This window comes from Enterococcus sp. DIV1090 (assembly GCF_050537975.1).
In the GTDB taxonomy this organism is placed as follows: Bacteria; Bacillota; Bacilli; order Lactobacillales; family Enterococcaceae; genus Enterococcus; species Enterococcus faecalis.
In genome coordinates this window covers 1013906-1030865 of the sequence record NZ_CP172917.1, presented here as the reverse complement: position 1 = coordinate 1030865, position 16960 = coordinate 1013906, and the positions used below count along the sequence as shown (strand labels likewise).

At 36.0% G+C, this 16960-nt stretch carries 17 protein-coding genes; 4 read left to right on the top strand and 13 right to left on the bottom strand.

What is annotated here, in order from left to right:
• Window positions 1-173: 173 nt before the first annotated feature.
• The 7 genes from IGL48_RS05015 to IGL48_RS04985 form a co-directional block, all read right to left on the bottom strand.
• Window positions 174-2285, bottom strand: a complete 2112-nt coding sequence (locus IGL48_RS05015; RefSeq protein WP_010824550.1) for a MucBP domain-containing protein — start codon at window positions 2283-2285, stop codon at window positions 174-176.
• Entirely contained in the window at window positions 2278-2622 is a 345-nt protein-coding gene (locus tag IGL48_RS05010) for an LPXTG cell wall anchor domain-containing protein (RefSeq protein WP_002366500.1), read from the bottom strand. Before IGL48_RS05010 ends, IGL48_RS05015 begins: the two co-directional genes overlap by 8 nt.
• 16 nt (window positions 2623-2638) lie before the next feature.
• Window positions 2639-3667 (bottom strand): DUF916 and DUF3324 domain-containing protein, encoded by a 1029-nt coding sequence (locus IGL48_RS05005; RefSeq protein WP_048949597.1) that lies wholly within the window; start codon window positions 3665-3667, stop codon window positions 2639-2641.
• Window positions 3654-4319, bottom strand: coding sequence for a WxL domain-containing protein (locus IGL48_RS05000; protein ID WP_002366498.1), 666 nt, complete (start codon window positions 4317-4319; stop codon window positions 3654-3656). The genes IGL48_RS05005 and IGL48_RS05000 overlap by 14 nt, the downstream gene beginning before the upstream one ends.
• A gap of 185 nt (window positions 4320-4504) precedes the next feature.
• Window positions 4505-5848, bottom strand: a complete 1344-nt coding sequence (locus tag IGL48_RS04995) for an NADH peroxidase (protein ID WP_010824549.1) — start codon at window positions 5846-5848, stop codon at window positions 4505-4507.
• A gap of 185 nt (window positions 5849-6033) precedes the next feature.
• A complete protein-coding gene (locus IGL48_RS04990) occupies window positions 6034-6726 on the bottom strand; it encodes a response regulator (RefSeq protein WP_048949596.1) in 693 nt (230 codons plus the stop codon).
• Window positions 6707-8257 carry a Spo0B domain-containing protein gene (locus IGL48_RS04985; protein WP_048949595.1) on the bottom strand — a complete coding sequence of 517 codons (1551 nt, stop codon included), beginning with the start codon at window positions 8255-8257 and terminating at the stop codon, window positions 6707-6709. The genes IGL48_RS04990 and IGL48_RS04985 overlap by 20 nt, the downstream gene beginning before the upstream one ends.
• Window positions 8258-8404: 147 nt before the next feature.
• Between IGL48_RS04985 and IGL48_RS04980 the strand changes: the two genes are divergently transcribed.
• Both IGL48_RS04980 and IGL48_RS04975 read left to right on the top strand, forming a co-directional pair.
• Window positions 8405-9730 (top strand): 2-hydroxycarboxylate transporter family protein, encoded by a 1326-nt coding sequence (locus tag IGL48_RS04980; protein WP_002357930.1) that lies wholly within the window; start codon window positions 8405-8407, stop codon window positions 9728-9730.
• 31 nt (window positions 9731-9761) lie between these two features.
• Window positions 9762-10931, top strand: a complete 1170-nt coding sequence (locus tag IGL48_RS04975) for an NAD(P)-dependent malic enzyme (protein ID WP_002361648.1) — start codon at window positions 9762-9764, stop codon at window positions 10929-10931.
• A gap of 71 nt (window positions 10932-11002) precedes the next feature.
• Here the strand turns inward: IGL48_RS04975 and IGL48_RS04970 are convergent, their stop codons facing one another.
• The 4 genes from IGL48_RS04970 to ireB all read right to left on the bottom strand — a co-directional run bounded on the left by IGL48_RS04970 (window position 11003) and on the right by ireB (window position 13382).
• Window positions 11003-11851 carry a helix-turn-helix domain-containing protein gene (locus IGL48_RS04970; RefSeq protein WP_002385984.1) on the bottom strand — a complete coding sequence of 283 codons (849 nt, stop codon included), beginning with the start codon at window positions 11849-11851 and terminating at the stop codon, window positions 11003-11005.
• 499 nt (window positions 11852-12350) lie between these two features.
• Window positions 12351-12656: a DUF1292 domain-containing protein gene (locus tag IGL48_RS04965; protein ID WP_002357933.1), complete on the bottom strand. Its 306-nt coding sequence runs from the start codon at window positions 12654-12656 to the stop codon at window positions 12351-12353.
• A gap of 37 nt (window positions 12657-12693) precedes the next feature.
• Window positions 12694-13116, bottom strand: coding sequence for a Holliday junction resolvase RuvX (gene ruvX / locus IGL48_RS04960; protein ID WP_002357936.1), 423 nt, complete (start codon window positions 13114-13116; stop codon window positions 12694-12696).
• Complete coding sequence (gene ireB / locus IGL48_RS04955) at window positions 13113-13382, bottom strand: regulatory phosphoprotein IreB (protein WP_002357937.1); 270 nt, start codon at window positions 13380-13382, stop codon at window positions 13113-13115. The genes ruvX and ireB overlap by 4 nt, the downstream gene beginning before the upstream one ends.
• Before the next feature lie 435 nt (window positions 13383-13817).
• Here ireB and IGL48_RS04950 point away from each other — a divergent pair, with 435 nt between their 5' ends.
• Both IGL48_RS04950 and IGL48_RS04945 read left to right on the top strand, forming a co-directional pair.
• The gene (locus tag IGL48_RS04950) at window positions 13818-14570 is read left to right on the top strand and encodes a threonine/serine exporter family protein (protein WP_002357938.1); all 753 of its coding nucleotides are present in this window, start codon (window positions 13818-13820) and stop codon (window positions 14568-14570) included.
• Between the two features lie 5 nt (window positions 14571-14575).
• Window positions 14576-15076 carry a threonine/serine exporter family protein gene (locus IGL48_RS04945; RefSeq protein ID WP_002382172.1) on the top strand — a complete coding sequence of 167 codons (501 nt, stop codon included), beginning with the start codon at window positions 14576-14578 and terminating at the stop codon, window positions 15074-15076.
• Between the two features lie 51 nt (window positions 15077-15127).
• Here IGL48_RS04945 and IGL48_RS04940 read toward each other — a convergent pair whose 3' ends face one another.
• The gene (locus IGL48_RS04940) at window positions 15128-15994 is read right to left on the bottom strand and encodes a TIGR03943 family putative permease subunit (protein ID WP_002357940.1); all 867 of its coding nucleotides are present in this window, start codon (window positions 15992-15994) and stop codon (window positions 15128-15130) included.
• A gap of 18 nt (window positions 15995-16012) precedes the next feature.
• Window positions 16013-16927, bottom strand: coding sequence for a permease (locus IGL48_RS04935; RefSeq protein WP_048949594.1), 915 nt, complete (start codon window positions 16925-16927; stop codon window positions 16013-16015).
• Between the last annotated feature and the right edge of the window lie 33 nt (window positions 16928-16960).

Below are 16960 nucleotides of genomic sequence, written 5' to 3'. Positions count from 1 at the left end.
GTATTTCTAAATTTTTATAAATAACTTAGTCATATTAATTATACGACTTTCTTTTTGCAAGAGGTAAATTTTTGCCCCCAAAAAAACAGGTGCTAAAGAAGTTCCTTAGCACCTGTGCTTGATTTCAATTGATTCAATTATTAAGTCATGTTTAACGGAAATTTTATCTAGCTTTAAATAGGGGCATCTTCTAAGTTCCAAACTAATTGACCTTGATAGCTACCCGCGACATCGCTTGGAACTAAAGTTAATTCAAGTGTATTTGCTAAATTCAACATTTGACTTCCACTGCCACTAGCAATAGTTTGTTCGACGTCATTAATCGGTGTCCGTTTGCCCTCTTTAATAAAGCTTAAACCTTTTGACAATGTTTGATTATTTTGATTTTTCATCATTTGTTGCATTTTAACTTTGACTTTCCATTGACTTTTATCTAACTGGCTTTCATCAGTGATAGCCAGTTCTGCTTCTTGTGGCAACTTGACATAGCTATCTTTTACAGGGATTTCTTGTTGTCCAAAAGAAAGAACGTCAGGTAATTTTAATTGCGGCCCCTTTTCCAGACTGACTATCTTTTTTTCATTATTTGAAACTTGTCCAGTTTCATTCATTGCGTAAAATTCAACTTCTTGGTCAAGCCAATTATCTGGTATCTTCATTTTCACTTGATCGTCAACAGTCTCTGGTGCTGTTGGATACTCTTTTACTAATTGTTCCTCTCCACCGAAACGTGCCATTACGCGAATCGTTTTTCCTGCTTCGTGTTTTAAAGAATACGCCACCTCAGCTTCTTTAGTAAAGCGAGAAACCGGTATTGCCTCTCCTGAATTTTTCAATTGAAATTCCAAATTTTTACGATACCGATGAACGATTGTTTGTTCTTCTTGTTTAAACGTTCCTTGATCTTGTTCCACTGGATTTTTAACTGGATAATATCCAGGGATTTCAGGATACTCAGATGATACATCAAATGCTTGTGTTAAAATACCTGGCTGACTCATTGGCTCTTTCAATGGTTGATTATTTTCGTCGACAAAAAGAAGATTCACTTTGCTGTTATAATTCACTTTTAACATGCCTTCGGTCGCTTGATTAAACACTTTATCTCTATTGGTGGCCTTTGTTTGGATTGTATAAGGTAATGTCAGATTTCCTTCTGTATCAATGAAACGATTATCGACTGCTGGGGCATCTTCACGCCATTTCACGACGACTGTATAAAGTAAAGTCGTGGCAGTTAACCGGCTATCTTGTGGTTGTAAGGCAGTCAATACTAATTCTTCGCCTTGCATCTCTTGTGAGAACAAAGCCGTTACATCTTCACCATTAAAGTTTTGAATGTTGATATTACCTGGCTCGTATTGCTGTGATTGCAAGAGATTTGTTAAGTTAAAACGTACTTCTAAATTACTTAATTTACGATCCTCTGCAACATTCGGCATGATTTGTTGGGCCTTTAATTCACTAACAGGTTGCGGCTTCTCTAACGTTAAAGAATTTGCTAAGGCCCCGCCAAACTCAGGTTTTGCCACAAAGTCTGTACGATAAGGAATTTCTAATGGCTGATTGTTATTCCAATTTCGATAAATAAAGGTTAATTTTTCTTTTGGTCGAGTTAAAATTTGTAGCTGTTGCTTTTGACTATTGATGGCATCGGTTTCCGTTTCGTTATGATAAGTTACCCAATAACCACCACTTTCATCATTCCATGTTCTAGAAAAAATATTGGTTGGATTAGATGAATAGAGTGATTGAATAGGAAATTGTACGCCAAAATAGTATTTTTTACTCAAGTCATAAGTATTTACTGCTGTTGTTACTTGTATCGGTTGATTTTCTTCGTCAAAAAATTCATATGTCACTTTCACATCTCCAAGGAGAGATAGTGTTAAGAAACGTTCTTTTTCAAAAAAGATTGTTCCCCCCGCTCGATTTGACAAATTTTTCAACAGTGAAACTTTAATGCTGACCTTTTTCCCTTGATACCATCCCACATTACGAATCATGGCACTCCCTGCAAGAGAATTTTCATCAACTGTTAATTGACTACTGTTCACATTGCCTTCAAGTGGAATGACTTCTGTTTCTGCCCCAGATTGCATGACAAAAGTATGGGAAGCTGGCGTATAGACACCTGGCAAGGCCTTAAAGTAACCATAATCAGACAATTTTGTGTGATTTGAAATTTTCTTGACTAACTCAGTTGCTTCACCAATTTGCGGTCCTAAAGCAAACCCAATCAACGTGATTATAAAAACGAATGAGGTTTTAGCAATCTTATTCATCTGCTTTCCATCCTTTCTTTCGTCTTCGAGCCACTACAAACAGGATGATGCTTATAAGAAGTAAACCGATAGTTAGTAATTCCAATTGCTGTTTTTCTCCCGTATTGGGTAAAAGTTGATTGATTAATCCTTTATCAGAGTTAATCGTTTCTCGATTGGGTTGTTTGGCTTCATTAACTGGGGTTATTTTTTCAAAAGGCACTACCTGATCCTTATAATTTTTCTGATAAAATGTTATGCCTACTTCGGAATCTACTTGCTGCGCATGTACACTATTAGCACTTGCTAAAAAAAAGAGTGCTAGCATGAACACAAGATACCCACTTCTTTTTTTCATTTTAAAGCCTCCCTATTTATGATTTATTTTGGCGTAGTTTTAAAATATAAATAAATAACGCCAAAATAATTAAGATACAGCTTCCTATCACAAGATACAGAAGAATATTCGAAGCAGGTCGGGTGACTTTGACTGCCTCCTCATTCAATTTTTCATCTTCACCTTTAATTTCAAACGCTTTTTTCAATGTCCACTTTTTACTGTTTTGATCTTCCAACTGAATCGTCAACTCATATAAACCTTTTTTTAAGGCTTCATCATTCCAACTAATTGGAAGTTCAAATTGACTACGTGGTGCCACAGAAATTTGTTTTGATAACTCACGAATTTTCTCACTTTTTCCTTTTTTAGTAACAAAGGCGTTCATTTTCAATTGGCTTATTAAAACTGGTTCTGGATTTTCAATTGTCGCGAACAGTGTTAAATAACCATTTTCTAAACCTGGTTTCACCTTTGTTAACTGAAATGCTGGTTCCATTTTTTTATTTTCAACAACAAGTTTTGCTCCGATTGTGTAAGCAAATTTATTCGTTAAACTAAATCCTTTTATTTCCTTCTCTTTTCCATCTGTTAATTCATAACAATAAAATCCACCTAAAATCGTTCCTTCAAAACCATTTTTAGGGACATTTAATTGAAATGAAACTTCTTTTGTTTCTTTTCCTTGTAATTCGACTGTTTGTGACGGCGAAATCAATTCTTCAAATGTAGGACTACCTAATAATTTTTTTCCATGTTGCGAATAGTCTAAAGCGCCATTTTTATTGGTCAGCCCATTATTTGCATCGACACGCACTTTAATCGGTTGATCACTTACATTTTTCAAGCGTAATTTAAACTCTTGTGTGCTTCCAGGGGAGACTTTCAAATCGTAATAACTGACGGAAGATTGCTGGTTTTCTGGTAAAATAGCTTCTGCTTCAAAATTAATCTGATTTTCCTCAGCAGAAGCCGGTGCAGACCACAGAACCAACCAGCTAACTAAACTAAGAAAAAAGATGGGAATAAAAGTTCCCCATCTTTTTAAAGTCTTACGCTGGCGCATCAGATAAACCCCATGTAATCGTTGCTGTGTAGGCTTGTGCTTCAACACCTGCACGTGGTACAAAAAGTTTTACATTTTCATTTTTACCTTTTTCCCCTTGGAATAAGGCAGCCCAGGCGCCTGCACCTTTGCCTTTTTCAGCTGACATTACTGGTTGTAGTGAATCATTTAGTGTTAAACTATTTGATGCAATTGTTGGTGCTTCTGATTGGTTACTTTCTGTAGTTACTTGACCATTTGCCAAGGTTAATTGTGCACCTTTTAAGACGTTTTGATTTGTTACACCTTTAAATTCTGATATGGATGCGGATAAAGCCCAGCCTTCTGCACCTCCACGAGTATCATTAACTTGGACAAATGGTTTTTCATTTTGTGCAAAGTAAGTGGCATCCCCTTGTTGGATTTCTTGTTCACCAAAGCTAATACTTGAAGCGTACGGGATTGATAACGCGCCTTCTGCGCCCGTAGCTGGATCTTCATCTGTATCGCCTGTTGGATCAACGACAGGTTTGACATCTTTCCCAGAACCTGCTTTTAAAGTTACATCAGCTTGCGTGTCTTGTAAGTTTGCTTCATTTGCATAAACTGCTTGTCCTGCAATACTTAATGTTAATGCACTTAATGCAACACTTGCTAAAATTTGTTTTTTCATTCTAAAATTCCTCCTAAAATTTCTTGGTCACTTGCGACCTGCTTTTATTTTTACATCATTTTGAAATTTTAGTAAGAGTAAAAAAATTCTTTGTTTTAGAAAAAAAGTAAAAGTGCGTTGTTATTTTTTTGAAAATATACAAAAAGAACGATACTATTTTTCAGCATCGTTCTTGTCTGTTTTTATTAACGTTCTTGTTTCACCGCTTCTAAAGCCGCTGTATTAATAATGTTCCAAGGTTTGTCAAACGCTGGTTGGAAGAAGAAGTCCGCATAGGCTAAGTCTTCAATCGTCATTTTGGCTTGAATCGCTAATGAAATAGCATTAATGTTTGCAGTTAAATCTGCTTTCGACATTAATTGAGCGCCTAAAATTTGTGTTGTTTCAGGATCATACACTAATTTAAACCAAGCTTTTTGTTTGTCTGGATTAAAGTCCATCAAGTAGTCTTCTACTACTGTCACCGCTTTTGTTTCTTTTCCTAATTTTTGAGCCATGACTTCGTTAATCCCTGTTGAAGCAAATTTATAATCAAAGACGGCCAAGCCAGAAGATCCTTGAACACCAGGGAAAGGTTTAACTGGTTCCTCTAGGTTTTTCACAGCAAAGCGACCTTGTTTACGAGCATTCGTTGCTAAGGCAATATTTACTTCTGTGTCTGCAGGATTGTATTTAATTAACGTAGCATCCCCTACTGCAAATACATCTGGCTCACTTGTCCGCATGTATTCATCCGTCTTGATCAGGCCATTCGGATGTAATTCCAAGGTACCTTTTAACCAAGCAGTGTTTGGACGGACACCAACCGCTACAACGACCAAATCAGCATCGTACGCATTTTTATCTGTAACGACTTTTTGCACACGACCGTCGCCTTCGTAACGTTCAACTGTTTCACCAGTTGAAATGGTAATGTTATTGGCTTCCATCTCTTCTGTTAAAACATCTGTAAATTCTTTATCTAGATATACCCCTAATGGACGATCTAAAATGTCAATAACGGTAACCTTTTTACCGGCTTTTGCAAATGCTTCGGCAGCTTCAATCCCAATATAACCACTACCAATCACAACCACATTATTGACTTCTGGATCTACTGTTTTTTGTTTTAATTTAATGGCCCATTGACGACCACGCATCAAGTAAATATTATCCAAATCTTTACCTGGAATATCTAATTCAAATGGGACAGCTCCGGGACTGATGATTAATTTATCATAATTTTCAACACGTTCTTCACCTGACACTAAATCTTTCACTGTCACTTGATGTTCTTTTGGTTGAATCGCTGTAATTTCAGTATTAGAAAAGACATTCACACCACGACTCTCCATTTTTTCGCCAGTCATATAGCGAACAGAATTAACATCTTTCACTTTTCCTTCTAGGTACAACTGCATGCCACAAGACAAGAATGAGATAAAATCACCTTTCTCATACCATTGAATTTCTGCATCAGGATGAAGATTTAGTAATTCCTCTACCGCTTCATAACCTCCATGTGATGATCCTAAAACAATAACTTTCATCGCTCGTTCCTCCCATATAATATTATTTCTTACATAATAAAGAATATCATATATTCTCAAAAAATAACAAATAATATCCTCTTTTCCATTCTCAATTAAGTTCTTTAAATGAGAATAAAAAGGAGTATCCTCTGTATTTCGCCACTTTTCAATTACTTTTTTTATTTACTAAAAAATAAAAAATACTAAATTCTCCGATACGATTGATAGGGACGCCCCACTTTTAAATAGCTATTTTTACTTTCTAAAAGGTTATTTTTTTCTAGAAACAACACATATTTGCGAACAGAAACATGTGAAAGCTGACTCGCTTCTGATAATTCTTGAATCGTAAAATAGTCGGTAAATTCGTCTATTTTTTTTAACAATAATTGTAATGTTGCTTGTGTTAGTCCTTTTTCTAAGGACATGTTTTGAAGATCTTGTTCATTTTTACGTGCGTTTGTCTGTGAAGAATGAAACAATTGGTCCACTTTTGTTTGCGAAAGCTCCTTCGTTTCCAGCGTGAATTGAGCAGTTTTTTTCTGATAGTTTTCGATACTTTGTTGAAATCGTTCAAAAGAGAAGGGTTTAACTAAATAGTCTAAAACGCCTAAATGTAAGCTTCGTTTAACATTTTCCAACTCGTTGGCAGCCGTAATCAGGATGACTTCTGTATCAATTTTTTCATCTCTAATTGTTGCCAGATAGGTCAAGCCGTTGCCATCTTTCAAATGAACATCTAATAAAACAAGTGCTGGTTGTTTTTCTTTCGTTAGTTGTAGACCTTCAGCAATTGTTGCCGCCGCAAAAATAGTCGGTTGGTGAATTAATTTTTCAAGATATTTTTGATGTATATATGCAACCATAGGATCGTCTTCAATAATCAATAGGTTCATTTTCCTCTGCTCCTTCGTAATGAACATTTATGCGAAGGACAAGCCAATTATTTTGTTGGTTTTCCCAAGTCAATGTCGCTTCCGCATTCTCTAATAATCTTGCCAAATAAGAAGTGAAAAACTCTTGCTCAAAGCGTTCCAGTTGTTCTTTTGGATAAGCAAACGAATAAGTCGTCGTCAAACTTCCTGGCTGATAATCAATGGTTTCAATGATCTCTTCTGGTAACGGTTGTTCCATCAGGAAACGATGAATATAACGGTAGATAGCAATCAAATTTTGCGTATCTTCATCTCGTTTATTTGGTGGAATTTCTGGATAAATTTCAATAGCTAATTGTGTTTTAATTTCTGCAAACTTGATTCTTTCCCCACTTAAAAAACCTGCTAGAATAGGATTCCTAACCAAAATAGCTAAGCGCTGTGCAAATTCCTTTTCTGGTTTCAATAAATCGGCTAGATAATGTTTTAGCGCCTCATAATCTTCTAAATCGACTAAGCCATAAATGACATGCATCTTATTCATAAATTCGTGTGATTGACTTTGTAATGCCGAAGCATATGTCGTTGTGCTGACAAGCTGTTCTGCGACAATAAACGTTTCCGTCGCATTTTTCAGAAAGATAACATGCCCAATTGTTTTTTTACGGACATTAATCGGGGCGATTGAGACGAAATAATCCTGGCCATTTTGACGATAGAATTGCTCTGTTTTTGAATGTACGATTAATTTTTCAGGAGATAAAACCAATGCTGAAAGTTTCTTTCCTAGTAAATTTTCTTCACTATTTGTTATATTATGATACATTTTAGTTGCTTCAATATTTGCTAATAAAATATTTTGATCGGTATCAATCACAAGGATTGCATCTTTCGTTTCCTCAAGCATGGCGTTTCGCTCTTCTAATAGACGAGCAATCTCTCTTGGCTCTAAATCGTGAAGTTGTTTTTTTAAATAATAAGAAACCACGATGGCTAATATAAAGCCAAAACCAACACTTAAAAGGACACTCACTGTGTAATCATTTTTTGTTCGTTCAATCAATTGTGAAAGCGAGGTCATTTTAATGCCCATTGCCACAACCCCAATTTGTTTTCCTTGATCATAGACTGGGACAAAACCTCGTAATGATTCTCCTAAACTCCCTTGACTAACAGATAAATGTTCCTCCCCTTTTAATGCTCGCACTTCATCGCCACCTTCAAAATGCTTACCTATTTTTTGGCGATCAGGATGTGTTAAACGAATCCCCTGCATATTCATAATCACGATAAAATCCAACTGATGAATTTCACCTAAACGAACCGTATACGCTTCCAATTCATCTGAATAGTGATCATTCTTTAAGGCTTCAATAACATTCGGTTCAATAGCCAACTGTTCCCCGACGGCTAAAAGTGCTTGCTCTTGGTTTTTACGAACTTCTTTAATTGTTTGGACCGTCGTTACTCCGTAAAAGAAAGTAATCATAATAATTAATGTTGCAATAAAAATCACTGATAAGAAGCACCATAATTTCCCGCCACGCTTCATTCCATCCCTCTTTTCTCTTCAAATAAAGTATAGCATAGGAAGATTTGGTTAAAAAACTTTTCTTTAGTTAAATTAATTAAATAATCTACTCTACAGAAAACGTTTACATTATGATGAATATAGATTAAAGTTATAGGAGGAAATAGCATGGAAAAGAAATTACACGCAACAGCTGCTAATGAAACAGATTGGCGCAACAAATTAACCAAAACGAGGATTGGTTCGGTTACGTTACCTGTTTATCTTGTAACAGCTAGCATTATTCTTGTTACGGCTCTATTAGAACAACTACCAGTCAATATGTTAGGTGGTTTTGCCGTAATTTTAACAATGGGTTGGTTACTTGGAACAATTGGTGGAAATATTCCTATTTTGAAACATTTTGGCGGTCCCGCAATTTTATCTTTATTAGTACCATCAATTATGGTCTTTTTCAATTTACTCAACCAAAATGTCTTAGACTCAACAGATATTTTAATGAAACAAGCAAACTTTCTCTATTTCTATATTGCTTGTTTAGTTTGTGGAAGTATCCTTGGAATGAACCGCAAAATTTTAGTCCAAGGTTTAATGCGCATGATTGTCCCGATGGCATTAGGAATGATTTTAGCAATGGGTGTTGGGACCCTAGTTGGAACGCTGTTAGGTCTCGGTTGGAAACATAGCCTTTTCTATATTGTCACTCCTGTTTTAGCTGGTGGAATCGGTGAAGGCATTCTTCCTTTATCCCTTGGTTATAGTGCCATTACTGGATTGCCAAGTGAACAATTAGTGGGGCAATTAATTCCCGCAACCATTATTGGTAATTTTTTTGCTATTATGTGTTCTGGTTTACTTAGTCGTTTAGGAGAAAAACGCCCTGAACTTTCTGGACAAGGTCAGTTGATCAAAATTACTAATTCAGATGATTTAAGTGATGCTTTAGAAGAAGACAAAGCACCAATTGATGTAAAATTAATGGGCGCTGGTGTTTTAATTGCGTGTACCTTATTTATTACAGGCGGTTTATTGCAACACTTAACAGGCTTTCCTGGTCCTGTTTTGATGATTGTTGTCGCAGCCTTTTTAAAATACTTAAACGTAGTACCGAAAGAAACCCAACGCGGATCAAAACAGCTTTATAAATTTATCTCTGGCAATTTTACGTTCCCGTTAATGGTCGGCTTAGGTATGTTATATATTCCTTTAAAAGATGTCGTAGGAATGCTTAGCTGGCAATATTTTGTTGTGGTAATTAGTGTCGTTTTCACTGTTATTGCTACAGGATTTTTCGTTTCACGCTTCATGAATATGAATCCCGTTGAGGCTGCCATTGTCTCCGCTTGCCAGAGTGGTATGGGTGGGACTGGCGATGTGGCTATTTTAAGTACAGCCAATCGAATGAACTTAATGCCGTTTGCACAAGTTGCGACACGTTTAGGCGGTGCCATTACAGTAATAACAATGACTGCTATTTTTAGAATGCTTTTTTAACTATAAGTGAATTATTTAGGAGGAAAATGATATGTCAACAAAAGATGTAAAAGAATTAGCGATTGAGCAAGCAAAAAAATTTGGGGGGAAATTAGAAGTCTGCCCTAAAGTTCCGATTGAAACAAAAGCAGATTTAGGAATTGCCTACACACCAGGTGTTGCGGCTGTTTCTTCTGCCATACATGAAAAAAAAGAACGCGCTTACGAATTAACGACAAAGAAAAACACCGTCGCCGTTATCAGTGATGGTTCAGCAGTTTTAGGTTTAGGTAACATTGGTCCTGAAGCAGCGATGCCTGTCATGGAAGGAAAAGCTGCATTGTTTAAACGCTTTGCTGGTGTGGATTCGATTCCCCTTGTTTTAGATACACAAGATACCGAAGAAATTATTCAAACGGTGAAATTTTTGGCTCCAACCTTTGGGGGAATTAACTTGGAAGATATCAGCGCTCCTCGTTGTTTTGAAATTGAACAGCGTTTAATCGATGAACTAGATATTCCCGTTTTCCATGATGATCAACACGGGACAGCGATTGTTGTTCTAGCGGCTTTGTACAACAGCTTAAAATTAATCAACAAGAAAATAGAGGACATTCATGTGGTAATCAACGGCGGTGGCTCCGCTGGTCTTTCGATCACAAGAAAATTTTTAGCTGCTGGCGTAAAACATATTATCATTGTTGACCGTACAGGGATTCTGAGCGAAACAGATACAGCTCTGCCACCACACCACGCAGAAATTGCGAAGCTAACCAATCGGGAACACCGTACCGGTGATTTAGCTACTGCTCTTGAAGGCGCTGATGTCTTTGTTGGTGTTTCGGCACCAGGTGTTTTAAAACCTGAGTGGATTCAACAGATGAATGAGCAGCCAGTTATTTTTGCAATGGCTAACCCAGTTCCTGAAATTTTTCCTGATGAAGCTTTAGCGGCAGGCGCTTATATTGTCGGAACTGGTCGTAGTGACTTTCCGAATCAAATTAATAATGTGTTGGCCTTCCCTGGTATCTTCCGCGGTGCCTTAGATGCTCGGGCGAAAAAGATTACGATTGAAATGCAAATTGCCGCTGCCAAAGGTATTGCAAAATTGATTCCCGATAATGAACTCACGCCGACCAATATTATTCCCGATCCATTCCAAGAAGGAGTCGCAAAAGTCGTCGCCGAAAGCGTCCGTAACGCTGTCAAAGAAACAAATTAAAAAGAGAAAAAAGAACAACCTAACTCAAGAGGAGTTAGGTTGTTCTTTTTAAAATCTGAAACAATTATTTATTATTTAAAACTGATATTAAACTCTTGCATATCTTTTTCAATATAAGTAAGTAATTTTTTATTTTCGAAGAAACGTGTAAAGTAGTACGCAATACGATAATCTTCAACAGCATCTAGTCCTAGCATTTGTTTATTAAAAGCTTTTTCGTATAATAAGCAATCTAAAGAGTAAATAGAACTGTGCGTCCGATTAATTTCGATTCCTTTATCACTTAATTCAATACTCTTTGCATAGTCTTTAATTAATGAATAGAATTTTGCGGTATTATAATAAATACGGCATTGCTCTAATGGATAATCTAATTTGAATTCGCTTAGCAATTGTAAAGATTTATCGTAATAAACTTTTGCTTTTTCAATATCATCTTCTAATTCATATAAAATACCGATCGCATTCATACTCAAAATATTATAAATATTAATATCACGACTAATTTCAGAACCACGATGTAAATAGAACAATGCTTCGCTATTATTTTTCTTACCTAATAAACTCGTAATTCCTTTATAATAGAAAAATTTTGTTTCTAAAATTCTGTTTGAACTTTCGATATCATCTGGATAGTCTTTCAACAAATCATAGGCTTCATCGTGCTTAAAGTAAAAGCATAATTCTTCTACTTTATTTAATAAGCTTTCGAGTTTTTTCTCACTAGAACCTTCGATACATTCTTCCACTTGTAAGTCTAAACGTAGACATACAGATGAGAAAATGTCTAAACTGTCACACACATTTTTGTTTTCAATGTTACTAATTGTTGCTTGTGTACAAATTCCTTTTGCCAATTCAGCTTGCGATAATTTTTTCTTTTTACGCGCTGTTTTGATTTTTTCTCCCGCTACTCTCACAGTCAAAACTCCAATCTTTCTATTTTTTTGTATTAAACATACCATCATTTTACAGATAATGTTATAATGAAGCTATCATAATAAAGGAGGTGAAATATATGTTTGATTTACTTGCTTTATTAACTGGAATTTCAGTTCGTGGCAATGCACCACACCAATAATTACCTGTTTGTTTAACTGAATTTCTGACGGCTCTACCTATGCCAGTAGGTGGAGCCATTTTTTTATTTAACATTATAAAATTAACAGTATTTCTAAAACCTCACACTTAGTATAACACAAATTATAAATTATGCTAGATAGTTACCAAATTAACGTCATTACAAGGATGTTACGTTTTTACAACATCTTGTAAAACTAGACAATGCTGTCCTTCTTTATCCATCACACTCAATGATAGCGATAGTATCTTATGATAGAAACAACATGCACATTATAACAATTATTATTAAGAAAGCTACTTCTCAATAGGAGAAGTAGCGCTTCTCTCGTTACAGTTTTACTCTTCTTCTTCAGCCATGAATGTATTGAAAACTTCTTCAATCATATCCCATTCAGCATCTGTTTCGATTTGCTGTAAATCGCCTTCTGTACCTTCTGCGTTTTCCACATATGAGTAAGCTTGCAATTCAACATCTTCATCCTCAGGAATTCCTGCTGGATATAATAAAACATAATTTTTACCGAATTCTTCTTGACCGTCAACAGTTAGTAAGATCTCGTATAATGTTTCATTTCCTTGTTCGTCTACTAAAGTAATATGTTCATGTCCTTCGTGATCATGATCGTGGTTGTGTTCTGTCATTCTTCTTCTCTCCCTTGATGTATTCAAAGCTCGATAATTATCGGCTATGTGCATCTAAATAATTTTGTAGAATCATTACTGCCGCTAGTTTATCAATGACTTTTTTTCTTTTGGCTCTTGAAGCATCTGCTTGCTCCACCAAGAAACGCTCTGCTTGGACAGTTGTTAATCGTTCATCTTGATAGTCAACAGGTAATTGAAATAATTCTTGAATCTTATCACCATATGCCATGGATGCTTCAGCTCTAGGACCGATGGAATTATTCATGTTTTTCGGTAAACCTACGACAAATTTCGTGACTTCGTATTCTTTCACCAATTCACCTAATCGCTCAAAACCGAAGTTCTCTTCCTCTTCATTGATGCGAATAATTTCGATGCCTTGTGCTGTCCAACCTAATAAATCACTAACAGCCACACCGACTGTCCGTGAACCTACATCTAGCCCCATGATCCTCATTTGATATCGATTCCGTGGTTCGCTAAGTAATATTTGGTTAATTCTTCCATGATTTCATCACGTTCATGACGACGAATTAAGTTTCGAGCATCTTGATAACGAGGAATGTAAGCCGGGTCCCCAGAAAGTAAATACCCTACTATTTGGTTAATAGGATTGTATCCCTTTTCTTCTAATGCCCGATATACGGTTTCTAACGTTTCACTGATTGCTTTTTTTCGATTATCATCAAAATCAAAGCGTACTGTTTCGTCTGTAAAACCCATTTTACTACACCTCACTTCTACTTTTATACAATTTCATTTTACTAGAAAAGAACCGAAACTACAAACAAAATTTCTTCTCCTTCTCTCTTTTTTGTTATTTCTTAGTCTTTTATTAATAAAGGCTTCGTAAAAAAATGACAGCCATCGATAATTTTAAAATTATAAAAACAAATACACAACTTTATAAAACAAGAATAAAGCTCTGCTAAATCGCCAGAATATCACCTTTCCCTTCAATTCATTTTGCGAAAAAATCGACGTTTTTCTTTTGAAAACTTTTAAATATTTATGATTAAATAATATCAGCCTTTTAATGTTACAATTCGCTAACAATCTGTTTACGATGTAAATTTTCGATTGCAGCTGTTATTTATTTCCTCTTTTTGGTTCGTTTGTAGTACACTAGAAGAAAATACATAAAGTGAGGCTTGCTCAATGACTCCTGCTCATTTGGATTTACTTTTAGAAACCTGTTTGTTAGCTGGTAAAATTATGATAGAAAGCGATGCAGAAATGTACCGTGTTGAAGATACAATGAGCCGAATTGCGCTTGCTTCTGGCAACTATCGAATGGTTAGCTATGTGACACAAACCGGGTTATTTGTTGGCATAGATGGAACCTCCACGATTCGTATGGTTCAAGTAATGAAACGTGGCATTGATTTAGAAAAAATCTCTCGTGTGAATCAGCTGTCTCGTGCTTATGTGGCTGGTGATTTTTCTTTAGAGGAATTACTGAATAAACTAAAAGTGATAGATAGTGAACACCGACATTTTCCAATTAGCGCACGCATTGTTAGTGCGGCTGTTGTCAGCGCTACAATTATGATTCTTTTTGGTGGTGTCTGGTCCGATTTGTTCTTGACTTTTCTGATTGGTGGTTGCGGCTATAGTCTTTATTATTTTAGTTTAAAGTTTCTCAAGATTAAATTTTTATCTGAATTTTTAGCTTCGCTGTTCATTGGTGCAGCCGCTATCCTTTCAGTCAAATTGGGACTCGGACAATCACAAGATTTAATCATCATTGGTTGTGTCATGCCTTTAGTGCCTGGTGTGCAAATTACCAATGCTCTTCGCGATTTGCTAGCCGGACACTACTTATCGGGTGTTTCTCGTGGGACTGAAGCATTAATGACTTCAGGAATGATTGGTTTTGGCATTGCTTTTGTCTTTCAACTTTTCTATTAAAAGGAGTGACTTATTTGCTAGGAATCGTTTTGGTACAATTTATCTTTAGTTTTTTAGCTTCTGCGGCGTTTGCGATTATTATTAATGTTCCTCGACGATCACTGGTGGCTTGTGGTCTAACTGGTAGTGTAAGCTGGATGCTTTATTGGGTAATCGTTGAAGTTTTTAGTGGAAATGCGGCATTAGGTTCCCTCATCGGTGCTGTCGGTGTTGCGGCAGTAAGCTACCTATTCTCAAAAATATTGAAAATGCCTGTCACGATTTTTAATATTCCTGGTATTGTTCCATTGGTACCTGGTGGCTTAGCTTATCAAGCTGTTCGGAATATCGTAATTGGCAATTATGAAAAAGGCGCCTATTTTACCGTGCAAGCTGTAATGATTGCTGGGGCAATTGCGTTAGGCTTAGTCGCTTCTGAGGTTTTCAATCAGAATATCCGCAGCTTTCGGGAAAAAAGAGAATCTTTGGGTTTTATTCGTCGTAAGCGCAACAAAATTAAAAAATAGACAGCAAAAAAGTTGGTTGCTTCCATTTGATAAGGAAGCAACCAACTTTTTTTAAAAGGAACGATAGACATATTGATTTTTTGGTGCTTGATCTGCTTTGACTTTCTCCACTTGCACAGTTGGTATTTGTCGTTTAAATGGTGGATAATAGGACAACTCAACGGTTCCGGTAATCGTTACCCAATCATTGTTTTGAAATTGAGTATGTTCAGGAAAATGAACCAACAAGCCAAAAACGCCAGAATCAGCAACACAATGAATAATCCCAAAACGGAAAACAAATTGGTCAACACTTTCTTCTCGTTTTGAATTATAGACAAAGCCTTTATAAGAAATCCTTTTTCCTGCAAATTGACTTGGATAATTATAGATTAGTTCCATAATTTCCAAATAGTTTTCATCCGTAATTGAAATCACAGATTGGCCATCATATTGTTTCATGGCTTTTGCCATCTGCTTGTCATAATCCGTCTTATTGAAATACATACTTGTATCAGGTTTCAAATATTGCGTTTGCATATCAGGATCCCCTACTGATTCTTTACTTACTGGAAAGTTAAATCCTTTTGCTTCAACAATTGTTGTGTCTAAACTAACTGTCGGAAATAATAAGCCAACAATCAATGGTAAAGAAAGTAGTAAATAGGCAAGCCCTCTTTGGCTGGGTTTTTCCAAATTATGCTGATGGCCATGATGTTCATGTCCCCCATGTTGGTGCATGTCTTCATGTTTTTTTTGCATTGATGGATCTGCTTGGTTCCACAAAATCAATTGGACAATCGCCATAATAAAAGCTAAAACCATTGATAAAACAGCTAAGTAATTATAATGAATATTGATATATTGGTTCAGTTCACCTGAAATTTGAAGATACATCATCAACCCCATATATCCAATTAAAATAATAAATCGTATCATCGATTGTAGGCCTCCTTTCTAAACTACTGCCGCATAAATAGTTACGACAAGCGCCACTATCAAAACAAATTGTACAATGAATGACATCTTAAAATAACGTTTCATCATCAATAAATTTTTAATATCTACCATTGGACCAAAAACTAGGAAGGCGACAATTGGTCCTGTTCCAAACAAACTCAAAAGAGAAGAACCAATAAATGCATCTGCTTCTGAACAAAGTGATAGAGTGGCAGCGATGACTAACATGACTAGAATCGCTAAAATCTTTGAATGGCCCAATTGCATAAGCGCACCAGTTGGAATATAGGTTTGCATGATTGCTGCCAACAAAGAACCAAAAATTAAATAACGACCCGTATCAAAAAATTCATCAATACTATGGGTTAACGCTGACCAGCCGTTTTTCCAAAATGAACGAACTTCATCAACGTGTTCATGCGTATGAGCAACCTGCTCTTCTTTAATCTGCGCTAACTCTTTTTCTGTTAAAACTGATTCTTTTCGAAAATAAGCTAACCAAATGCCGATAACCCACGCGACAATCATACTGCCTAAAACTCGCCAAATCACAAATTTTGTTGCGCCACTAAAGGCTACGTATGTTGAGAATAGCACAATTGGATTAATGATTGGTGCCGTTAACATAAAAGCAAAAGCGGTATGTGTTGGTACATCTTTTTTAACAAATTGATGCACAATTGGGACGATCCCGCATTCACAAGAAGGGAAGAAAAAACCTAGGAAACTCCCTACACAAATTGATAAAAATTTATTTTTAGGTAACACTTTTTTTACTCGTTCTGGTGTTAAAAAAACATGTAAAGCGCCTGAAATCAAGCAACCTAACATGACAAAAGGCAATGCTTCGATAATAATCGAAAGAAAAATAGTGCTCATCTGTAAAACAGAGTTTGGTAAAAATTGAAACATTATAGACCTCCCACTAGTAAAAATCTAGTTAAC